Annotated in this window: 17 protein-coding genes; 8 read left to right on the forward strand and 9 right to left on the reverse strand. The window is 66.3% G+C overall.

What is annotated here, in order from left to right:
- Positions 1-64 precede the first annotated feature (64 nt).
- The 5 genes from QX121_RS09045 (at position 65) to QX121_RS09065 (ending at position 3,215) form a co-directional block, all read left to right on the forward strand.
- On the forward strand, positions 65-997 hold the full coding sequence (locus tag QX121_RS09045) for a 2-dehydro-3-deoxygalactonokinase (RefSeq protein WP_315811843.1): 933 nt from the start codon (positions 65-67) through the stop codon (positions 995-997).
- Position 998: 1 nt separating this feature from the next.
- On the forward strand, positions 999-1,640 hold the full coding sequence (locus QX121_RS09050; protein WP_315811717.1) for a 2-dehydro-3-deoxy-6-phosphogalactonate aldolase: 642 nt from the start codon (positions 999-1,001) through the stop codon (positions 1,638-1,640).
- A gap of 95 nt (positions 1,641-1,735) precedes the next feature.
- The gene (locus QX121_RS09055) at positions 1,736-2,371 is read left to right on the forward strand and encodes a phosphatase PAP2 family protein (protein ID WP_315811718.1); all 636 of its coding nucleotides are present in this window, start codon (positions 1,736-1,738) and stop codon (positions 2,369-2,371) included.
- The gene (locus QX121_RS09060) at positions 2,368-2,715 is read left to right on the forward strand and encodes a DUF3147 family protein (RefSeq protein WP_315811719.1); all 348 of its coding nucleotides are present in this window, start codon (positions 2,368-2,370) and stop codon (positions 2,713-2,715) included. Before QX121_RS09055 ends, QX121_RS09060 begins: the two co-directional genes overlap by 4 nt.
- A complete protein-coding gene (locus tag QX121_RS09065) occupies positions 2,715-3,215 on the forward strand; it encodes a DUF3147 family protein (protein WP_315811720.1) in 501 nt (166 codons plus the stop codon). Before QX121_RS09060 ends, QX121_RS09065 begins: the two co-directional genes overlap by 1 nt.
- Here the strand turns inward: QX121_RS09065 and QX121_RS09070 are convergent.
- On the reverse strand, positions 3,196-5,850 hold the full coding sequence (locus QX121_RS09070) for a flavin-containing monooxygenase (protein ID WP_315811721.1): 2,655 nt from the start codon (positions 5,848-5,850) through the stop codon (positions 3,196-3,198). The two genes, QX121_RS09065 and QX121_RS09070, sit on opposite strands and share 20 nt — an antisense overlap.
- 289 nt (positions 5,851-6,139) lie before the next feature.
- Between QX121_RS09070 and serA the strand changes: the two genes are divergently transcribed.
- Together serA and QX121_RS09080 are read left to right on the forward strand one after the other, a co-directional pair.
- Positions 6,140-7,387 (forward strand): phosphoglycerate dehydrogenase, encoded by a 1,248-nt coding sequence (gene serA, locus QX121_RS09075; RefSeq protein WP_315738525.1) that lies wholly within the window; start codon positions 6,140-6,142, stop codon positions 7,385-7,387.
- 21 nt (positions 7,388-7,408) lie between these two features.
- A complete protein-coding gene (locus QX121_RS09080; protein WP_315738524.1) occupies positions 7,409-7,888 on the forward strand; it encodes a TOBE domain-containing protein in 480 nt (159 codons plus the stop codon).
- Here the strand turns inward: QX121_RS09080 and QX121_RS09085 are convergent.
- The 8 genes from QX121_RS09085 to QX121_RS09120 form a co-directional block, all read right to left on the reverse strand.
- Complete coding sequence (locus tag QX121_RS09085) at positions 7,797-8,219, reverse strand: LysR family transcriptional regulator (RefSeq protein WP_315738523.1); 423 nt, start codon at positions 8,217-8,219, stop codon at positions 7,797-7,799. The two genes, QX121_RS09080 and QX121_RS09085, sit on opposite strands and share 92 nt — an antisense overlap.
- A complete protein-coding gene (locus QX121_RS09090) occupies positions 8,216-8,806 on the reverse strand; it encodes a DUF2478 domain-containing protein (protein ID WP_315738522.1) in 591 nt (196 codons plus the stop codon). The genes QX121_RS09085 and QX121_RS09090 overlap by 4 nt, the downstream gene beginning before the upstream one ends.
- 11 nt (positions 8,807-8,817) lie before the next feature.
- Complete coding sequence (locus QX121_RS09095) at positions 8,818-9,678, reverse strand: xanthine dehydrogenase (protein ID WP_315811722.1); 861 nt, start codon at positions 9,676-9,678, stop codon at positions 8,818-8,820.
- A gap of 205 nt (positions 9,679-9,883) precedes the next feature.
- Positions 9,884-10,981: a molybdenum ABC transporter ATP-binding protein gene (gene modC / locus QX121_RS09100; protein WP_315738520.1), complete on the reverse strand. Its 1,098-nt coding sequence runs from the start codon at positions 10,979-10,981 to the stop codon at positions 9,884-9,886.
- On the reverse strand, positions 10,978-11,667 hold the full coding sequence (gene modB / locus QX121_RS09105) for a molybdate ABC transporter permease subunit (RefSeq protein WP_315772029.1): 690 nt from the start codon (positions 11,665-11,667) through the stop codon (positions 10,978-10,980). The genes modC and modB overlap by 4 nt, the downstream gene beginning before the upstream one ends.
- A 12-nt stretch (positions 11,668-11,679) precedes the next feature.
- The gene (gene modA / locus QX121_RS09110; RefSeq protein WP_315772031.1) at positions 11,680-12,447 is read right to left on the reverse strand and encodes a molybdate ABC transporter substrate-binding protein; all 768 of its coding nucleotides are present in this window, start codon (positions 12,445-12,447) and stop codon (positions 11,680-11,682) included.
- A 258-nt stretch (positions 12,448-12,705) separates the two neighbouring features.
- Positions 12,706-14,271, reverse strand: coding sequence for an amidase family protein (locus tag QX121_RS09115; RefSeq protein ID WP_315811723.1), 1,566 nt, complete (start codon positions 14,269-14,271; stop codon positions 12,706-12,708).
- Positions 14,272-14,296: 25 nt separating this feature from the next.
- A complete protein-coding gene (locus QX121_RS09120; RefSeq protein WP_315811724.1) occupies positions 14,297-15,715 on the reverse strand; it encodes a M20 family metallopeptidase in 1,419 nt (472 codons plus the stop codon).
- Positions 15,716-16,018: 303 nt separating this feature from the next.
- Here QX121_RS09120 and QX121_RS09125 point away from each other — a divergent pair, with 303 nt between their 5' ends.
- Positions 16,019-16,264 carry a hypothetical protein gene (locus tag QX121_RS09125; protein WP_315738515.1) on the forward strand — a complete coding sequence of 82 codons (246 nt, stop codon included), beginning with the start codon at positions 16,019-16,021 and terminating at the stop codon, positions 16,262-16,264.
- The last annotated feature ends 3 nt before the right edge of the window (positions 16,265-16,267 follow it).

The raw sequence follows: 16,267 nt of genomic DNA on the forward strand, positions 1-16,267 counted from the left end.
TTTGTTGTTTGCGTGGCCCGCCCGGCGTGCCATTGCCAGATGTGGAAGTGTTCGGGAGCAGGATGTGACCGCCGTCTATTCGTCAGCAACGCCGGCCTTTGTCGCCGTCGACTGGGGAACCTCCAGTTTCCGTGCCTGGCTTGTGGCCGGAGACGGGACGGAGCTTGCCGAGAGCCGTGGTGGCGAGGGCATGCTGCATTGCGCGACATCAGGCTTCGCGCCGGTGCTGCGTGATCATCTGGCGATGCTTGCCGCACCGGCCGATGTTCCGGTGCTGATCTGCGGCATGGCCGGCGCGCGGCAAGGCTGGGTCGAGGCGCCGTATCTGCACACGCCCACCCGTCTGGATGCGCTGTATGCCGGAGCGATCAGTGTCGACGCCGACCGCGACGTCAGAATTCTGCCGGGACTGGCGCAGGTTCGCGCGGACCGGCCGGACGTGATGCGCGGCGAGGAAACCCAGCTGCTCGGCGTCACCGAGCCGGAATTCACCGGGATCGTCTGCATTCCGGGCACCCACAGCAAATGGATCCAGATCGATGCCGGCGTGGTGATCGACTTCGCCACCTACATGACCGGTGAGCTGTTCGCGGTGGTCTCTCAGCATAGCATCCTCATGCATGCCGTCGAACCGGAAGCCTCGACCGTCGAGCACGACACGGCGTTCCGCGAGAGCCTCGCGGCGGCGCTGGCCGCGCCGACGGCACTGACGAACGCGCTGTTCCGGCTGCGCGCGGCGCAGCTCCTCGGCTTCGAGCGGCGGTCCGATGGAGCTGCAAGGCTCTCCGGGATTCTGATCGGCAGCGAAATCGCCGATGCGCGCGCGCGGTTCGGCGCCGAGCTTCCACTCCGGTTGATCGGAGCGGGCCGGCTCGGCCGCCTCTATCGCGAGGCGCTGGCCGCTGCTGGTTTCGATGTGAATGAATGCGATGCCGAACAGGCGTCACGCCGCGGCCTGCTCAAGGCCGCGCGGCAGATCTGGGGAGCGCGTTTCTGAAATGACACAGTCCGTCGCCTGGCCGCATGTGAAGCGGTCGCTCGTTGCGATCCTGCGCGGTATCAAACCCGACGAGTCCGAGGCCATCGTCGATGTCCTGATCGAAGCCGGTTTCGAGCTGATCGAGGTTCCTCTCAACTCGCCGGAACCGTTCGTCTCGATCGAGCGTCTGGCATCTCGGTTCGGCAAGGACTGCCTGATCGGCGCAGGAACGGTCGTCAATGCCGCGGATTGCGTGCGCGTTGCGGAGGCCGGCGGGCGCCTGATGGTCAGCCCGAACGTCGACGTCGAAGTGCTGGCGACGGCGCAGGCCTATGACATGGTGACCATGCCCGGGGTCTTCACGCCGACCGAGGCCTTTCTGGCTTTGCATTGCGGCGCCTCGGCCCTGAAATACTTTCCGGCGTCAGTGCTCGGTCCGTCGGGGATTGCAGCGCAACTTGCAGTCCTGCCGAAAGGCGTCGTGGTCGGCGCCGTCGGCGGTGTGTCGGACAAGACGCTCGCCTCCTACGTCGCCGTCGGCGTGCGCGCCTTCGGTCTCGGCTCGAGCCTGTACAAGCCGGGCATGAGCGCGAGCGATGTGCGGGAGACAGCTCGAGCCTCGGTCGAGGCGTATGACGAGGCTATTCGCGGTCAGAGCTGAGCTGGTAACTCGTGACAGTTTCGTGACTGTTCCCGAAACCCGTTGTGAGGGCTCGGCGTTGTAGGTGAACATATTGTTCGTCCTTCGCAAGTGCCATGATCCGCGCCATCGGGAAGAAGATCACACCGGCAATTTCGGTGCCCTTTCGCAAGCAAAGTTCCGCCACGGCCATCCACGTCGAGCCGACCAAGGCGGACCGCATCATTGCGGACGTAGCTGCACGAACCACGGAGCCGTGGCTGCAAAAGCTCGCACGCGGCCTCGCGTGGGGTGCGGACGAGAAGGTGTGGTTGGCCCTGACATCGGTGGCTTGGCTGGTGACGCGCAGCCAAAGCAGCCGCGTTCGTGCGACGACCACTCATGCATTGGTGGTCACGGTTGCGGCTTCGGCTCTGCCGCATGCCTTGAAGGCCATCTTCGATCAGACCCGGCCGGATCGCACCACCTTGCGCGGCCATCTCCACGGCGTGGCGCCGTCCGGCCATGCACAGGACGCCTTTCCCTCGGGACATGCGCTGCACATGGGTGCGCTCTACTCCGCCGCCGGTCCGCTGCCGGCACGCGCAAGGATTGCGGTGAGGAGTGCTGCCGTCGGGCTCAGCATCACGCGCGTGATGCTGCTTGCGCATTGGGCCAGCGACGTCGTTGTCGGATTCATGCTCGGCGCTGCCCTCGAGCGCAGCTTGCGCCCGTGGACCGGCTACCAACCACCGGGAGCAAGCCGGACATGACCGAATACGTCATCCGCTTCCTGATCGGCGGCGTCATCGTTTCGGCATTCGCGATGATTGGCGACGGGCTGCGTCCGAAGAGCTTTGCCGGATTGTTCGGAGCCGCGCCCTCGGTTGCGCTGGCGACGCTTGGCATTGCGATCGTCACACATGACGCCGCCTACGCGGCGGTCCAGAGCCGTTCGATGATGTTCGGCGCCGTCGCGCTCTGTCTCTACAGCATGATCGTGTGCCAACTGCTGATGCGGCTGCATCTGCGCGCGTCGACTGCGAGCCTGCTCGCGACGGTCGTCTGGCTGGTGGCGGCGCTCGGACTCCAGGCGGTCTTCTCCGGAGGCGCGTGATGCTGATCCGCATCTCGCCCTCGGCGCTGAAGGACGGCAAGTGGCACGAATATGTCATCCGCTTCGCGCTGGGCGGCGCCGCGACAGCCGCCACGGGGCTCATTGCCAAGGCCTTCGGTCCTGCGATCGGCGGCCTCTTCCTGGCATTGCCCGCCATCTTCTGCGCCAGCGTCACCCTGATCGAGGCGCACGAGATCAGGCGCAAGCGCCAACAGGGATTCTTCGGCGAGCGGCGCGGACGCGAAGCGGCTGCGCTCGACACCGTAGGCGCGGTGCTCGGCAGCCTCGGCATGCTGGCGTTCGCGGCCGTATTCTCCACGCTGGTTCAGCTAAGCGTCGCGACCGCCTTCGCCGCCGCAACAACGGCGTGGCTCGTCGTCTCGGTGACAGCGTGGGCGATCCGACGCAAGCTGCGCGTCGCAGCAACGGCCCGCAAGGCTGCGGGCCGTTGCGATACTGCTCGGCCGCAGCCTCCGCTGGTCAGCTCGCGGCGGCGTTGATCTCCAGCGATTCGCCTTCTTCCGCAGACTGGGTGAACGCCTGCAGCGCCTCCGCCATCCGCATGCGGCCGCCGACGCCGGTGATGACGACGTCGACCATCATGAACGACGAATGGAAGTGGCCGTGCGCCTTGAGCTGTCCGACCGGCACGCCCGCGGCGGCGAGGGCTTCCGCATAGGCAACCCCCTCGTCGCGCAGCGGATCGAACTCGCAGGTGACGATGTAGGCCGGCGGCAGGCTCTGCAGCTTGCCCCGCAACGGCGATGCGCGCGGATCGGTGCGATCCGCCGGCGAGCAGTAGATGTCCCAGAACCAGTATATCAGCGACCGCGTCAGGAAGTAGCCGGTCGCATTGTCCGTGTAGGACGGACGATCGAAGCTGCAGTCGGTGGCCGGGCACAGCAGCAGCTGGCCGCCGATATCAGGCCCGCCGCGATCTCGCGCGAGCTGGCAGGTGACCGCCGCGATGTTGCCGCCGGCGCTCCAGCCTGCCACCAGCACCGGTCCCTCGCGTCCGCCGAGCTCGGCGGCGTGCTCGGCCACCCAGCGCGTCGCCGCATAGCCGTCCTCAGCCGCCGCCGGGAAGCGGTGCTCGGGCGCATGGCGATAGTTCACGCTGACGAAAATCATGTTGGAGCGGCGGCACATGTCGCGGCAGAACGGATCGTCCGACTGCTCGTCGCCGAGGACCCAGCCGCCGCCATGGAAGTACACCACGATCGGATGCGGGCCGGGCGTCGCCGGACGATAGAGCCGGTAGGCCAGGGGACCATCAGCGCCCTGCAATGTGCCATCCTTGACTTCGCCAACGGGACGTCCAGGCGGCCTCGTCGCGTTGAATTGCGCGACGAATTCACGGGCGCCGGCCGCGCCCATTGATTCGATCGGCGGCAGGTTCATCTCGGCCAGCATGTTCAGCACCAGCCGGACATCCGGCTGCAGCCGCACGATCTCGCCGTCATTGCATTGGGACGCGCCGTTCGGACCTGACAGCTTGAAGCCGAGCATGCCGCGGCTGACGATCTCGTTGCAGATGCCGCGATAGGGGCCGACGCCGCCGGTGTAAGGCATCAGCGTCTGCGGCTTGCCCGGCACGTTGGCGCCGGTGTACCAGGTGTTGGCGAGCCGGTGCAGCGTCACGGTCGCGCAGTCTGCCATGTGGCGGGCCCAGCCGGCCTGCGCGGTCTCCGTGGGCTCAATGGTGGTGAAGCCGTCCTCGCGAAGGGTGATGAGACGGTCGACCACCCAGTCGACATGCTGCTCGATCGAGACCGCCATGTTCGACAGCACTGACGGGCTGCCGGGACCCGTGATCAGAAACAGATTGGGAAAGTCCGCGACCGTGAGTCCGAGATAGGTTTGCGGTCCGTTGGCCCAGACATCCTCCAGTGATTTGCCGCCGCGCCCGGTGATCGGATGCACGGCGCGGATCGCACCGGTCATGGCGTCGAAGCCGGTCGCGAACACGATGACGTCGATGTCGAAGCTGCGCCTGTCGGTCTTGATGCCATCAGCGGTGATGGATGTGATCGGCTCCTGGCGCAGATTGACCAGCGTGACATTGGGGCGATTGAACGTCTGATAGTAGTTGGTGTCGAGGCAGGGGCGTTTGGCGCCGAACGGATGGTCATGGGGCGTGAGCGCAGCAGCGGTCTCGGGATCCTTGACGATCTCGTGGATCTTCTCGCGGATGAGATCGGCGAGCAGCGCGTTGCCGTCGGGGTCGACGCCCTGGTCGGCCCAGAGCTGCGTCAGCATGCCGACGAGGTCGCCAGAGGCCCACAGCTTCTCGAAGCGCTCGCGGCGCTCGGCCTCGCTCATCTGCCAGCTGAACTCGGTGGCCGGCGGAATCGGCACGCCGGTCATCGACCAGCGCGCCTGCTGGCGCAGCCCGTTGCGATCCTCTGCAAGCTGCGCGGCGCGATCGGCCGGGAGCGGACCATTATGCGCAGGCAGTGCGAAGTTCGGCGTGCGCTGGAACACCGTGAGCTGCGCTGCCTGCTCGGCGATGAGCGGGATCGACTGGATGCCGGAGGAGCCGGTGCCGATCACGGCCACGCGCTTGCCGCGGAGGTCGACGCCGTCGTGCGGCCAGCGGCTGGTGAAGTAGATCTCGCCCTTGAAGTCGTGCACACCGTCGATTTCCGGCGGCTTCGGCTGCGACAGGCAGCCGGTCGCCATGATGTAGTGGCGGCAGGAGACGGCGGGGCCCTTGTCGGTCGTCAGCAGCCAGCGCTCCTTGGCATCGTCCCAGGAGGCGCCGAGGACACGGGTGCCGAAGCGGATGTCGCGGCGCAGATCGTAGCGGTCGGCGACGAAGCCAAGATAGCGCAGGATCTCCGGCTGGGTGGCGTATTTCTCCGACCATTGCCAGGCCTTCTCGAGCTCGGGATCGAAGGTGTAGCTGTAGTCGACGGTCTGGATGTCGCAGCGCGCGCCGGGATACCGGTTCCAGTACCAGGTGCCGCCGACGTCGTTTGCGGTGTCCAGCGCCACGGTCGAGAAGCCAGCCTCGCGCAGGCGGTGCAGCAGGTACAGCCCCGCAAATCCGGCACCCACGACGGCGACATCGACCGTCTGCGTTTCACGGCCCGACGCCTCCGACGCGCGTGTCTCGACAACCCCGTCTGACATGCTGACCTCCCGATGATTTTGTGATTGGAAGAAAGGCTAGCTCTGCTCGCATGGTTTGTCAGCAGCCAAAACAGCGATCTCCGGTTGTTGCAGTGCGGACCGTGCGGTGCGTCCGGTATGCCAGGCGCTGATTTTGCATCGCAGGCCAAAATGCCGGTGCGGAGTGGACAAGACCCTGGGAAAGCGACAGAAAGCGTTCCTGCCGCGTCGCATTCACCAAGTTTCAACGCATCGCGACTGTAACAACCGCTACACTACGCCACACCCACGACTGAATCAGGCCAGGCCCATGCCGCTATCGCTGCCCAAGCAAAAGATCCGCGTTCTGCTCCTTGAGGGCGTGAACGACTCGGCCGTCCGCATGTTCGAGGCCAACGGCTATACGGAAATCGAACGGCTGCCGAAGGCGCTCGGTTCGGCGGAGTTGAAGCGTATGCTGTCGGGCGTGCACATGCTGGGCATTCGCTCGCGCACGCATCTCACCGCCGACGTGCTGCAGGCCGCCGACCGGCTGATGGTGGTCGGCTGCTTCTCCGTCGGCACCAACCAGGTCGATCTCGATGCCGCGAAGCGGCTCGGCATCCCCGTGTTCAATGCGCCCTATTCGAACACCCGCAGCGTCGCCGAGCTGACGATCGCCGAAGTCGTGATGCTGATGCGCCGAATCTTCCCGCGCTCGGTGTCGGCGCATGCCGGCGGCTGGGACAAGTCGGCCAATGGCAGCCGAGAGGTGCGCGGCAAGACGCTCGGCATCATCGGCTATGGCAACATCGGCTCGCAGCTGTCGAACCTCGCCGAGGCCATGGGCATGCGGGTGATCTTCTTCGATCTCACCGACAAGCTCCGCCACGGCAACACCGAGCCGGTCGAGAGCCTTGATGAGCTGCTGGCGATGAGCGACGTCGTGTCGCTGCACGTGCCGGAGACGCCGGCGACCGCCAACATGATCGGCGAGCGCCAGATCCGTCACATGAAGGACGGGGCCTATCTGATCAACAATTCGCGCGGCACCGTGGTCGACATCGAAGCGCTGGCCAGCGCGCTGCGCGAGGGCAAGCTCGCCGGCGCCGCGGTCGACGTGTTCCCGGCGGAGCCGGCATCGAACGCCGATCCGTTCGTCTCGCCGCTGCAGGGCCTGCCCAACGTGATCCTGACCCCGCATGTCGGCGGCTCCACCGAGGAGGCGCAGGACCGAATTGGTGGCGAGGTCGCGCGCAAGCTGATCGACTATTCCGACGTCGGTTCGACCTTCGGCGCCGTCAACTTCCCGCAGGTACAATTGCCGGCACGCCCGACCGGCACGCGCTTCATCCATGTCCACCGCAACGTGCCGGGCGTGCTGCGCCAGGTCAACGAGGCGGTGGCGCGGCACAATATCAACATCCTCGCGCAATATCTTCAGACCGATCCCGAGGTCGGCTATGTCGTGCTCGAAACCGACGTGGTCGGCGGCGAGGGCGAGGCGCTGCTGTCGGAGCTGCGCGCGGTAGAAGGCACGATCCGCGTCCGCGTGCTGTATGATCACGACCGGCCTTGAGGCCGTGGAGGCTGCTGCGCGATGACCGGCCAGTCTGCATCGTCTTCAGCCTCGTCCGTCGTTCTCAGCACGACGGTTCCCGCGCGCGTGCTGCGCCATGATCCGCAATATGGCATGTCGACGCTGTTCTTTGCCGATGGCGAGTTGCGCGTGCCGATGGTGGACGCGGCGATCGACGCCGGCGTCTCGGTGACCATCGAGGCCCGCGACGTCTCGATCGCGCTGTCGCGGCCGATGGACGTGTCGATCACCAACCGGCTGCCGGGCCGGATCGAGCAGATCCTGCCGCTCGAGCCGCCTTACGTGCGGGTCACCTTCGATCTCGGCGCGACCAGGCTGCATGCGCTGGTGACGCTGGAGTCGGTCGAGCGGTTGGCGCTGGAGCCGGATCTGTCCGCCTGGGCGATGATCAAGAGCGTCGCGATCGGACCCGGCGCGGTTCGGCCTTCGGAGCTGCCTCGGCCGCGCCGCTGGCCCGCTTCTGATAGCGGGGATCCGTAGCCTTCTGCAGCTCGCCGAGCGCGGCGGCCGTGGCTGTGCGCGTGCGCCGCTCCATCGAGCGGTACAGCGCGATCAGCCGCTCGCCGAATGGCGTGATCTCCGCGCCGCCGCCCCGGCGCCCCGGATGGGTCTCGAACACCGGCGTCTCGAAGGTGCGGTTGAGCGCATCGACCATCAGCCAGCATTTGCGGTAGGAGATGCCGCTCGCGCGCGCGGCGCCGAGGATCGAGCGCTCCCTCCGGATGATATCGATCAGCAGCAGATCCTCCGGGCACAGGCTGCCGCCATTGCCGAAGTTGATGGTCAATGCGATCTGAGCTTCGCGCTTCATCCCATTCCGATCCGCTCGCGTTGAGAGCCAACCATGTCACGGGTGGCTCGCGATGTCACCCAGCGGCTGTACCGCGCCTCGATCCAGCCCGGCCGGCGCGCGATATCGGCGTCAACGTGCTCGGCGAACGCGCCGGCAAAGCGCGTCCACGCGTCCATCATCGCCGGTGAGACCGCCGTGATGACCGGGAGGCCGGCTGCGATGGCGGAGCCGAAGGCATCGGCAAGGCCACCTCCTGCCGCTTCCTGCTTGCCGAACTTGCTGAGGATCACGATGTCGGTGCCCCGCGAGATCGACTGCTGCACGGCGGCGCAGGCGAGCACGAGGCCCTCCGGGTCGAGATTGCAGGCCTGCGACTCCGGGCCGAGATCCTGAGAGATCGCGAACACGCGGCCATCGTCGAGGCTGCGCAGCATCATGGCCTTGCACGGCCTGGCCTTGTCGGCGCTGCTCTCGATCACGCCGGAGACACGCAGGCCATTCTCCGAGAGATGCTTGGCGAAATCGCCGAGCATCTCCTGGATCACGCTGGACGCTGCGCCCTGCAGCGCCACGATCTGACAAGTCCCGACGTCAGCGACACCCATGGCAGTCCTCCTCATACGTTGGCGGAGACGCGGCCCGCCTTCCGACCGGTTTGCATGATCTGGTGAAGGGCCGCGACGACGCTCGCCGCGATGGCCTGTCCGCGCTCGTCCATGCCGGTCCAGGCCGCTTGACGGCCGCGCGGATCGATCTCGAGCAGCTTGACGTTGGCCGGCACGCGTACGCCGTCGCGGGCGATGCCGCGCAGCGCGCCGTCGAGCGGTGCGAGCACCGGCGTGCCGCCGAGCGAGCCGAGCTGCAGGCCCTTGTAGACCCGGGTGCCGATGTCGAGCGGGGTGTGCCAGACGGCCTCCTGGTCCGAATAGACGAAACGCTCGCGGCCGGCGCCGCCGAGATCGCGTGCCTTGCCGTCCGCATTGCGCGTCGTGCCATGGGCCAAGATCGTGCCGGTCTCGCGGGGATGAGTCTCGATCGCGACGTCGCAATTGTGCCCGATCGCGAAACGCGGTCCGATGCCGACGGCGATACCGGCGACGCCGCGCAGATCCGGCGTCACCAGATGCTTTTGCATGCGGGCGTCGACGATGACGGCTGGATAGCGGAAGGCGATGATGTCGGTCAGATGCATCCCGGTCACGGCGGCCTGGTCTGGCTCACGGTGAATCCGCACGACATCGGTGATGCTCTCGGCGCGGGAGCCGATCACGCCGTCGAGGTCGCGCGTCTCGCCGAACAGGACATCATGGAAGGCCATGCCGCGCCGGATCACCGGCGGGAAGGCGTCATGGCATAGTACGACCGCGAAGCGGGCATGATTGAGCTTGGCCGCGACGGCGGAGGCGATCTCGTTGGTGCCCAGCACCAGCGCAAGCGGCTTGGGCGCGTTCGGATGCCAGGTGACGGCGGCTTTCATGCTGATGACCTCTTGTTGCGAGATCCAGGTAGCAAGCACCGGGCCAGACGATGTCCTGCCGCTCAACTCGTTCATTGCATTGACGAAATCAAAGCGCCTGCCGCTTTGTCTCATCCGAAGTTGTATTGTTTACGATATAACATGAGGGGGGCTATTGTCACGTATGCAACATCGCGCGATGTTGCCGAAGGCCAGGTGTTTGGATTCAGGCGATAGGCTCTTCGCGGCGGACGAGCGCGACACCCTTGACCTGGGCATAGACCGCAAGCCCCGCCCGCAAGCCGAGCTCATTCCACGAGCGCTGGGTGACACGCGTCAGCAGCCGCGCGCCGTGACCATCCTCGCCGAGTCCGAGCAAGGCCGTGACGCGGTGGTCCGACTGGCTGCGGATCTCGAGTATTCTGGCGCGGAGCACGTTGACGATGGTGCTGCGGCTCGGCGTTTCCAGCGCGAGACTGACGTCGTCAGCGAGCACGCGCAGGCGGCGGCGCGCCCCCGGCGTGAGGGGCTCGGCCGGGAGCAGGAACTGGCCGCCGGGGACTTCGAGTGTCGCCATGCCATCGGCCGTATCCTGGGCGGTGACGGTGGCGTCGAGGCTCACGGCGGCGTCGCGCGACAGCGCGAGCGGCAGCGACAGGTCGGCCTGCAGCACGGACAAGGGGCCCGAAGCCAGGACCGCGCCATTGCGCATCAGCACCAGCTGATCGGCAAGCCGCTCGACCTCAGCGAGGTCGTGGCTGATATAGAGGATCGGCAGGTCGAGGGCGGCGTGCAGCCGCTCCAGATACGGCAGGATCTCATCCTTGGTCATCTGGTCGAGCGCCGACAGCGGCTCGTCCATCAGCAGCAGCTTCGGTTGGCTGAGCAGCGCGCGGCCGATCGCGACGCGCTGCCGCTCGCCGCCGGACAGGTGGCGCGGCGAGCGGTCGAGCAGCCGTCCAAGGCCGAGCAGCGCGACGACCTCGTCGAAGCCGATCGCGGCTGCGCTGCTCGAGCCGGGATGGCCGTACATCAGGTTGCGGCGGACCGAGAGGTGCGGAAACAGATTGGCTTCCTGGAAGACGTAGCCGATCGGACGCTGATGCACGGGACGAAAATGCTTTTCGTCCTGCCAGACCTCGCCGGCGACGGAGCACAGCCCGCCGGCGAGATGGTTGAGGCCGGCAATGCAGCGCATGACCGCGGTCTTGCCGCAACCGGACGGACCGAAGATCGCGGTCACGCCGCGCGCCGGAACCTCGAAGCGCGCGTTCAGCTCGAAGCGACCGAGCGTGCCGTGGAAATTGACCCTGACCGTGCTCATGACGTGCTGCGCGTCATCTTCTTCTCGATCAGCATCATCGTCAGAATGACGCAGAACGAGAACACGACCATGCCGAGCGCCAGCACGGAGGCCTCGGTCCATTGCGAGGTCTCGACATAGTCGTAGATCGCAACCGAGAGCACCTTGGTCTTGCCGGGAATGTTGCCGCCGATCATCAGCACGACGCCGAACTCACCGACGGTATGGGCGAAGCCGAGGATGGCGCCGGTGAGAAATCCGGGGCTCGCCAGCGGCACCGCGATGGTCCAGAACACGCGCCAGGGTGAGGCGCGCAGAGTGGCGGCCGCTTCCAGCGGCTTTTCGCCCATGGCCTCGAAGGCGTTGCGGATCGGCTGGACGACGAACGGCATCGAGAACAGGACCGAGCCGATCACCAGGCCCGGAAAAGTGAAGGCCAGCGTGCGCGCTCCCCAGAGCGAAGCCAGAGCGCCGCCCGGTCCGCTGGGGCCGAGCACGACCAGCAGGTAGAATCCGAGAACCGTCGGCGGCAGCACCAGTGGGATCGCCACCAGTGCCGCGACCGCCTCCTTCCACCACGCCCGCGACCGCGCCAGCCACCATGCGATCGGCGTGCCCACGATCATCAGGACGATCGTCGCGAGCGCTGCCAGTTCGAGCGTCAGCCGGATCGGTTGCCAGATATCGGCGGAGACGTGGAGGTTCATGAATCCGAATGCTCAGGTGCCCGACTTCGGATCCAGAGCATAGCCGAACTTTTCGATGACCGCACGGGCTGCCGGGGTCTTGAGGAAGGCCAGGAATGCGGTGGCGGCCTCGTTGCCGGCGGACGCCTTCAGCAGCACGGCATCCTGGCGGATCTCGCCGTAGAGATTCTGCGGCACCAGCCAGCGCGAGCCGCCGGCGTTCGGCATCAGCTGCGACAGCGCGACGAAGCCGAGCTCGGCATTGCCGGTGTCGACGAATTGGTACGCCTGCGAGATCGTGTTGCCCTGGACGATCTTGGGCTGGATCGTCTCATAGAGCTTCAGCGCCTTCAGCGTCTCGACCGCGGCGGCGCCATAGGGCGCCGCGGTGGGATTGGCGATCGACAGCTTGTTGAACGCGTTCGCCTTCAGCGTTTCCTCGCCTTTCACCGCGTTGGGGTCCTTGCTCCACAGCACGAGCTTGCCGATGGCGTAGGTGAAACGGCTCCCGGCGACGCCGAGGCCCTCGTCGACCAGCTTCTTCGGCCGTTCGTCGTCGGCGGAGAGCAGGATCGCGAACGGCGCGTTCTCCTTGATCTGGGTGTAGAACTGTCCGGACGCGCCGAAGCTCATCACCAGTTCGTGCCCGGTCTTGGCCTTGAACAGCGCCGCGATCTCCTTGGCGGGCTCGGTGAAGTTGGCGGCCACGGCGACGTTGGCGCTGCCGGCGAACGCAGTCGCGCAGGTCAAAAGAATGGCCGCCGCGCACAGAGCGGCGGTGAGGGAGCGTGTCGATCTCATCGCATTGTCCTTGTTCATATCCACCGAGGCGGGTTCGTTTCGGTGAATTGCAAGTCCCGTTCCGACGCATGGGCCAGTGCCGACGCCGAGCTATATCCATTCGTATACATCAAAATAGACAGGTCGGCCAGTTCCCGTCAACCCGAGGCGATCTCGAGCGAACGCGATGCGCGTCAGTGTTCGACTTTCGACAATCGATGCCGGGCAGTGTCGGAAACATGACGGCCCGAGGACCACGATCCTCGGGCCGGAGCGGGACTAAACCATCCGTTCCCAGAGCTGCCGCACCAGCATTCCTGCACGCTTCTCGATTGCTGCGGCGGCATCGAGCGCGAGGTCCTCGCGATAGCGGCCGGCGATCAGCTGCACGCCGATGGGCTGGCCGTCTTGGACCGTGACCGGCACGACGGCGCCGGGCAGGCCGAGCACGTTGATCGCCGAGATGAAGCGGATCTCGTTGAAGAAGATCTCGCGCACACGCTCGGGGCTGATGGTGTCGTCGCGCGGACCGGGCGTCGGCTTGACCGTGGTCGGCGCCAGCACGATCGGGTAGTCCTCGAAGAACAGCTGCCAGGCACGGATATGCGTCGAGCGCTGCGCGGTCGCATTCATCCAGCCGGCGAGGTCGAGCATCTCGGCCTTGGCGCGCATCCCGCCCCAGGCCTTGTGGAAATCCTCCGACGTCACGGCCAGCATCTTGGCTTCCTGCATCACCACCACCTCGTTGGTGATGATGTCGCACCAGGTTTGCCAGACGCCGGAGATGTCGGGGACCTCGACCTCGCTGACCCGGTAGCCCGACCGCTCCAGATGATCCGCTGCCTGCCGCAGCGCCGCGTGCACGGACGGATCGACGTCCATGTCGTCAGGGATCTTGGCGAGCGCGACCTTGACCGGCCGCTTCGGCTTCACGTCTTCCAGTGGCGCTGGCACCCACCACGGATCGCGCGGATCGCGCCGGCTCATCACCTCCAGCGCCAGCCGGACGTCGGCGACGCTGCGCGCCAGCGGCCCCTGCGACGACATGAGATGTGCGAGCATCGGCCGCTCGGCAGCAGCGCTCTCGTTGTAGGCGGGGATGCGGCCCTGCGTCGGCTTGATGGTCACGATGCCATTGCAATGTGCCGGCCAGCGCAGCGACCCACCGATGTCGTTGCCATGCGCGATGGTGCCGATGCCCGCCGCGACCGCGGCTCCGGCGCCGCCCGACGAGCCGCCGCAGGTGATCTCTGGATCCCACGGGTTCAAGGTCAGCCCGTGCAGCGGGTTGTCGGTGAAGCCGCGGAACGAGAATTCCGGCGTGTTGGTGAGGCCGAGCACGATCGCGCCGGCCTGCTTCAGGTTGCGCACGACCGGAGCGTCCGACGGCGCGATGATCCCCATCTGCGATGGAACGCCGTTGGGATTCGGCCGTCCTTCGTAGTCGACGTTCTCCTTGATCGTGACCGGCACGCCATGCAGCAGGCCGCTCTTGTCGCGCGCCTTGTCGGCCGCACGCGCAGCCTTCAGGGCGTCTTCGGAGAGATCGACGACGACGGCATTGAGCTTCGGATTGACCGCATGCATGCGCGCGAGATGCGCCTCGGTCACTTCGACCGAGGAGACCGCGCCGGCGCGGATCGCAGCTGCCGTGTCGACCGCCGACCACTGCCAGACCGGTCCTTTCGGCAGCCGCGGTCTTGGCGCGGCTGCCTTCGCTTGTGGCCTGTGCTGCGGCTTGGCCTTCACGTGCTTCTTGTTGGCCGTGGCGGTCACGGCCGCGCGCTTCGGAGCAGGCTTGGCGGTCTTCGCCGCCGGCTTCTTCTTTGTTGCCGTTTTCGCCATTGTGTTCCCCCCCAAGGTTGACGTTTCAGGCGATCGACATCATCAGCGGCGGCTCCACTTCGGCAGGCAGCGGACTGACATAAGGTGTGCGCATCGTCCGTTTTTTCAGGTCGGCCTTGGCAGCTGCAATCAAGGCGGGTTCGTTGAGCGCCTTGATGCCCAGGCCGGCCATGGCCTTGGCAGCCTGCACCATGGCCTTGTGCGCGGCTGGCGTCTTGCCTTGCGCGACGACCTGCCAGGTGTGGAACGGCGTGCCGATCGCTACCGTCGGCGCATGCACCTGCACCGTCGGCACCACCCAGCTGACGTCGCCGACGTCGGTCGAGCCGATCTGCGGATTGCGCTTGGCATTGAGCGGCACCAGGAAGTCGGCCAGCGGCTTGTCGGTCGGGTCCAAGCCGATGCTGTAGTAGACCGAGGCAATGTCCTTGTCGGTCAGGGTCGCCTGGATCTGTCCGGCGAAATCCTTGTCGGTCGCGTCGAAATGCGGCGGGCCGAGCTCCTCCATGATCCCATACAGCGCCTCTTCGAGCGGCGTGTTGGGCAGGATGTTGGAGACCGCGGAGATGATCTTCATCTCCACCTTGGTCTCGGTCATCAGCGCCGCACCTTGTGCGATCTTGTGCACACGCTCGACCAGCTCGTTCATGCCGGGCAGGTCTCGGGCACGGATCGAGTAGCGCACCCGTGCATGCGCCTGCACGACGTTGGGCGCGATGCCGCCGGCGTCCAGCAGCGCGTAGTGCACGCGGGCGTCGCTCGGCATGTGCTCGCGCATGTAGTTGACGCCGACATTCATCAGCTCGACCGCGTCAAGCGCGCTGCGGCCAAGATGGGGCGAGGCGGCCGCATGCGAGGTGCGTCCGGTGAAGATGAAGTCCGCGCGCGTGTTGGCGAGAGAGGGCGTCATCACCACTTCCCAGAAGCTCGACGGATGCCAGGTGATCGCGATGTCGGCATCCTCGAACGCGCCCGAGCGCACCATGAAGGCTTTTGCGGCGCCGCCTTCCTCGGCCGGGCAGCCATAGTAGCGCACGCGGCCGGGAACCTTGTTGGCGGCGAGCCAGTCCTTCACGGCGGTGGCCGCGAGCAGCGCCGCCGAGCCCAGGAGATTGTGGCCGCAGCCGTGGCCATGGCCGCCGGTCTCGACCGGACGGTGCTCGGCGACCCCGGCCTCCTGGCTGAGGCCGGGCAGGGCGTCGTATTCGCCCATGAAGGCGATGATCGGGCCGCCTTCGCCCCATTCCCCCATCAGCGCGGTCGGGATTCCCGCGACCTTCTCGGTGATGCGAAAACCCTGGTGCTTCAACTCGGCGAGGTGTTCGGCGGACGAGCGGGCCTCGGTGTAGCAGACCTCGGGCATGCTCCACACCCGGTCGCTGAGCTCGATGAAACGGGTCTTGATCGCGTCGACGCCGCGCCAGATCTCGCTGCGGTTGTCCATCTCCGGTCCTTGTCCTTTGCTGCCGATGGGAAGCCGATAGAGGTATCAGCTAAGTTCCCGGGCGCCTAGCGATCCCGGGCGGGAGCAGCCATGCGGCATGCACCAGGCCGAGGGCGAGCGCGTCATCCTTTGAGCAGATGATGCCGCGATTGGATGCAGCGCGGTGATTGCGGCAGCGCAAGGTCAGGCGAAGCGGGACGACCCGTTCTCACATTTCGGAACTATCGCCGTGCGCCGTTACCGGGATCGCCGAGGAACGATCGCGGGCGGGCTTGGTTCTCGCTGCCAGGAGCACGATCGCCAATGCGTGCAGGACCGATCGCGATCACCGTCGCATTGCTGCTGATTCTCGCAGCCGCCATCGTCTTCGCCTATCAGGGGCTGACCCTGCCGGGCGATCCGATGCCGCGAGAAGGATGGATCGCGCTCACGCTCGGCGTGGTGTTTTCGCTCATCGTGGGAATTGGGCTGATGGTGCTGTTGTTCTACAGCAGCCGCAAGGGTTACGACGAGCCGTCACAGTTCCGGGCTGATGATCATCCCGACTGAGAC

Origin of the sequence: Bradyrhizobium sp. SZCCHNR2028 (genome assembly GCF_032380995.1) — a bacterium.
Lineage (GTDB): Bacteria > Pseudomonadota > Alphaproteobacteria > Rhizobiales > Xanthobacteraceae > Bradyrhizobium.